Origin of the sequence: Sphingomonas sp. Ant H11, from assembly GCF_000797515.1 — a bacterium.
Taxonomy (GTDB): domain Bacteria; phylum Pseudomonadota; class Alphaproteobacteria; order Sphingomonadales; family Sphingomonadaceae; genus Sphingomonas.
In genome coordinates this window covers 1-5,027 of sequence record NZ_JSBN01000136.1, presented here as the reverse complement: position 1 = coordinate 5,027, position 5,027 = coordinate 1, and the positions used below count along the sequence as shown (strand labels likewise).

The 5,027-nt window shown below is 65.8% G+C and carries 3 protein-coding genes and 1 pseudogene; all 4 read right to left on the bottom strand.

Going from position 1 to position 5,027, the window contains the following annotated elements:
• Positions 1–37: 37 nt before the first annotated feature.
• Positions 38–1,441 (bottom strand): annotated as a pseudogene (gene murC, locus NW75_RS19275) (UDP-N-acetylmuramate--L-alanine ligase).
• A complete protein-coding gene (gene murG / locus NW75_RS19270) occupies positions 1,438–2,598 on the bottom strand; it encodes an undecaprenyldiphospho-muramoylpentapeptide beta-N-acetylglucosaminyltransferase (RefSeq protein ID WP_033966939.1) in 1,161 nt (386 codons plus the stop codon). The pseudogene murC and the gene murG overlap by 4 nt, the downstream one beginning before the upstream one ends.
• Positions 2,595–3,833, bottom strand: a complete 1,239-nt coding sequence (locus NW75_RS19265) for an FtsW/RodA/SpoVE family cell cycle protein (protein WP_033966937.1) — start codon at positions 3,831–3,833, stop codon at positions 2,595–2,597. The genes murG and NW75_RS19265 overlap by 4 nt, the downstream gene beginning before the upstream one ends.
• Entirely contained in the window at positions 3,830–4,963 is a 1,134-nt protein-coding gene (murD, locus tag NW75_RS19260) for a UDP-N-acetylmuramoyl-L-alanine--D-glutamate ligase (RefSeq protein WP_033966936.1), read from the bottom strand. The genes NW75_RS19265 and murD overlap by 4 nt, the downstream gene beginning before the upstream one ends.
• Between the last annotated feature and the right edge of the window lie 64 nt (positions 4,964–5,027).

Genomic DNA, 5,027 nt, shown 5'->3' with positions numbered 1-5,027 from the left:
CCCGCAAGCGGGAGGGGGGAAGAAGGGGCAAGGCTGCTCATCGCGCCGCCTCGATGCCAGCCGCCAAGCCAGCCGCCCACTTCGTAATATCGCCCGCCCCCAGGCACACCACCATGTCGCCGGGCTGCACCACCTTCGCCAGCGCCTGCGCCAACGCACCCGCATCGCCAATCGTCGCGGCCGAGCGATGCCCGCGCCGCTTTAGCCCCTCGACCAGCGCCTCGGCATCGACCCCCTCGACCGGAGCCTCGCCGCTGCATAAACCGGCGCCACGAACACCATGTCGGCATCGTTGAACGCGCCCTGGAATTCCTCCATCAGATCGCCGAGGCGCGAATAGCGATGCGGCTGCACCACTGCGATCACGCGGTTCTGCACGCCCTCGCGCGCCGCCGACAACACGGCGCGGATCTCGACCGGGTGATGGCCGTAATCGTCGATGATCGTGACCCCATTGGTCTCACCCACCTTGGTGAAGCGCCGCTTCACGCCGCCAAACTTGGCGAAACCCTGCTGGATCGTCGCGTCATCAATACCGAGTTCGAGCGCCACGCCGATCGCGGCGAGCGCGTTCTGGACATTGTGCCGCCCCGGCATCGGCAAATCGATGCCTTCGATCGAGCGCGTCGTGCCGTCGCGGTGGCGGATGATCACCTCGAAGCGGTTGCCGCCGGGCGTGGGCGTGACGTTGATGCCGCGCACGTCCGACTGCGCCGAGAAACCATAGGTCACCACGCGCCGGTCGCGCACGCGCGGGATGATGTTCTGCACCTCGGGGTGATCGAGACAGAGCAACGCCGCGCCATAAAAAGGCACGTTCTCGACGAACTCGACGAACGCATCCTTCACCGCATCGAACGAGCCATAATGGTCGAGATGTTCGGGATCGATATTGGTGACGACCGCGATCGTCCCGTCGAGCCGGAGGAAGCTACCGTCGCTCTCATCGGCTTCGACCACCATCCAGTCGCTCGCGCCCAAACGCGCGTTGGAGCCGTAGCTGTTGATGATGCCGCCGTTGATGACGGTTGGATCCACGCCCCCCGGCGTCGAGCAGCGCCGCGACCATGCTGGTCGTCGTGGTCTTGCCATGCGTGCCCGCGACCGCGACGGTCGATTTCAGGCGCATCAGCTCGGCGAGCATTTCCGCGCGGCGCACCACCGGAATGCGCCGTTCGAGCGCCGCTTCGACTTCGGGGTTGCCGCGCTTGATTGCGGTCGAGGTGACGATCACCGCCGCATCGCCCAGATTTTCCGCACGGTGGCCGATCGCGACCGGAATGCCCTTGGCGCGCAAGCCCTCCACGACATAGCCCTCGGCCACGTCCGAACCCTGCACGGCATAACCGAGATTCTTCATCACCTCGGCAATGCCCGACATGCCGATGCCGCCAATGCCAACGAAGTGGATCGTCCCGATGTCGGTTGCGACACCCCTCACGCAAAAGCCTCCCGTTTCCCCAGTTTTACCGCGCGCGGCGCGCCGATTGGCATGTCGCCCGGCGTGTCGCCCAGGCTTTCGACCAGATCGGCGAGATCGCGCACCGCATCCGGCCGCCCGCACGACCACGCCCGCCCCGCCGCATTTTGCAACGCTGCGGGGTCGAGCCCGAGCCGCTGCATCTGCTTGGCCAACTCAACCGGCGTAAAATTGCGCTGGTCGATCGTGCGCGCGCCGCCCGCCTGCGTCATTTCGCGGGCATTGGCGGTCTGGTGATCGTCGGTGGCCGTCGGCAGCGGCACCAGGATCGCCGGGCGGCCCGCACAGGTCAGTTCCGCCAGCGTCGAGGCCCCCGCGCGCGCAATCACCACATGCGCCCAGGCGAGTTGTTCGGGCAGGTCCGGCAGATAGGTGGCGAGGTCGGCCGCAATCGACAGTTCGGCATATTTCGCGCGACACGCATCGATATCCTCGATCCGCGCCTGATGCGTCACTTGCAGGCGACGGCGGAAGGCGACGGGCAGCAGCGACAGCCCATCGGGCACAACCTGGCTCAGCACGCTCGCGCCCTGGCTGCCACCCGTGACCAGCACGCGGAAGATGCTGTCCTCTTCCAGCAGCGGATAGGGTTTGGAGCGCAGCGCCAGCACCGCATCGCGCACCGGATTGCCGACCAGATGCGTCTTCACGCGCAACTTCGGGGCCAGCCGCGCCACGTCTTCATAAGAAGTCGCGATCGCATCAACTTTGTTCGCGACCAGCCGGTTGACCCGGCCGAGCACGGCATTCTGCTCATGCACTGCGGTCGGGATGCCCTGATTGAACGCCGCCAGAAGGGCGGGCAGCGCGGGGTAGCCGCCGAAGCCGATCACCGCATCCGGCCGGAAGCTCTTGTAAAGCTCGATCGCCATCGCGCGGCCCTTGAGCATTGCCGACGCCGCCTTGATATAGCCGATCGGGCCGCCGCTCAGCCGCCCGGCGGGCAGGATGTGCGTCTGGATGCCCTCGAACAGGCCGGGAAAGCGCACCCCGCGCTCATCGCTGATCAGCGCGACATAATGCCCGCGCTTGATGAGTTCCGCCGCCAGCGCTGCCGCCGGGACCATGTGCCCGCCGGTGCCGCCCGCCGCCAAAACGAAATGCCGTGCCGTGCTCATACCCCGCTCCGATGCCCGCGGCCCCGCTGGGCGATGTATTTTGATCGCGTGACGAAGGGATTGCGCCGGGTGAACGCCAGCAGCAAGCCCATCCCGATCGACAAAGCGATCAGCGAGGATCCGCCATAACTGATAAAGGGCAAGGTCATGCCCTTGGATGGCGCAAGCCCGGTATTGACCGCCATCGAAATCAGCGACTGCACACCAAATTGCGTAGCAAGCCCTGCCGCCGCGAACAGGCGAAATTCGTCCTCCTCGTCGAGCAGCTTCACGAACACCCGCACCACGATCGCCAGAAACAGCAACGCGATCACCATACATGCGAGCAGCCCGAACTCCTCGCCGATGACCGAGAAGATGTAATCGGTATGTCCCTCGGGCAGACGGAACTTCATCGATCCGCCGCCCGGCCCGGTGCCACGCCAGCCGCCTGCGGTGATCGTGTCGTGCGCCGCATTGGTCTGGAAATGGTCGGCGGCCCCCACCCCTTCCGTCCCCGGAAACAGGAAGGCGTTGATGCGCGCGCGCGCCGTACCATAGAACAGATAGGCGGCGACCAGACCGGCGGGCACCGCCGCGATCAATCCAACGATCACTTTGGGCGATGTGCCCGAAATCATCAGCAGCGCCATCCACACCACGCAGAAAACCACGGTCTGCCCGAAATCGGGCTGCAGCATCAACAGCACCGCGACCAACGCGGTCATCGCGCCGGTGATGAACACGACGGGTAACGCCTCATCCTGCGCGCGCATCGACAGAATCCACGCGACCGTCACGATGAAGAACGGCTTCAGAAACTCGGATGGCTGGAGCAGCGACACGCCAAAATTCAGCCAGCGCGTCGCGCCGTTCTTCTCGACCCCGACCACCGGCACCAGCATCAGCAGCACCAGACAGGCGATCGTCCCGATCAACGCCATCCGCCGCGCAATCGCCACCGGCAGCATCGAAACGACCAGCAACACCGGCAACGACACGCCGACCCACGCCAGCTGCCACCACAGATAATAAAACGGCGGGACATGGTGCTTGTCGTCCGAATAGCGCGTCGCCGCCGCTGGCGACGCCGCGCCAACCGCGACCAGCCCGACCGCGATCAGCAGCAGCGTCAGCAACAGCAGCATCCGGTCGATATCCCAGAACCACATGCCCAGCGCCGAGCGGTCGCCACGTCCGCCGCGCCCCTTCATGCTCCGCCACAATTTCGGGGTCGGCCCGCGCGCCTCGCTCATGCCAGCGCCTCGACCAGGCGGCGGAACTGCTGCCCGCGATCCTCAAAATCGCGAAACTGGTCGAAGGAGGCGCAGGCGGGCGACAGCAATACGGTGTCACCCGGCTGTGCATTGCGCGCGGCGGCGGCAACAGCGGTGGCGAGATCGCCGCTTTGCTCGACCGGCACCCTGCCTTGCAGGATTTCGGCGAAGCGCGGGCCCGACTGCCCAATGGTGTAAGCCCGCACCACATGCCCGAAGTGCGGCGCGCACGCGTCGAGATCATCGGCCTTGGCCTTGCCGCCGAGAATCCAGTGAATGCGCCCAAAGGCGGCGAGCGCGGGCGCGGTCGATTCGGGGTTGGTCGCCTTGCTGTCGTTGACATAGGTCACGCCGAGCAGGACGCGGACGCGCTCCATACGGTGCGCCAATCCCACAAAACTTTGCAGGCCGGCATCAATCGCGGCCTCGGGCACGCCGAGCGCCTGCGCGACCGCAATCGCAGCCAGCGCATTCTGGGCGTTATGCGGCCCCTGCAACGATGGCCAACGCGATTGGTCCATGCACACGCCAGGCGCGATCTTGGTCAGATACCCAGCCCGCGCCGACAGGCTGCGCGCGATGAGCGCCGAGGGGGTATCGCCAATGCCGATGATCGCTTCGTGCGCTGGGGACTGCATCGCGAACAAGCGGGCCTTGGATGCGGCATAAGCATCGAACCCGTCATAGCGATCGAGATGGTCGGGGGTGATGTTGAGCAGCACCGCGATATCGCAGTCGAGGCTCTGCGTCAGGTCGATCTGATAGCTGGAAAGCTCGAGCACATAGACGCCCCCTTCGGGCAACGGCTCCTGCTCCAGGATCGGCAAACCGATATTACCGCCCAAGCGCGACGGAGCGCCGGCCGTTTGCAGGATGTGATCGATCAACGAGACCGTGGTCGATTTACCGTTGGTGCCGGTGACGCCCACCACCTTGTGCGGCGGCAAAGCGGGCCGCGCCTGCGCGAACAGCTCGATATCGCCGATGATCGGCACCCCTGCCGCTCGCGCCTTGGCCGCGACCGGATGGCGGTTGAGCGGCACGCCCGGCGACACGACAAGCGCGTCGAAACCGGAAAGATCGATCGTTTCGGGATCGGCGAACGTCAATCTCTCCCTCTCCCCATCAGGGGAGAGGGCCGGGGAGAGGGGCTGTCCTGGAGTGCCGAACGTG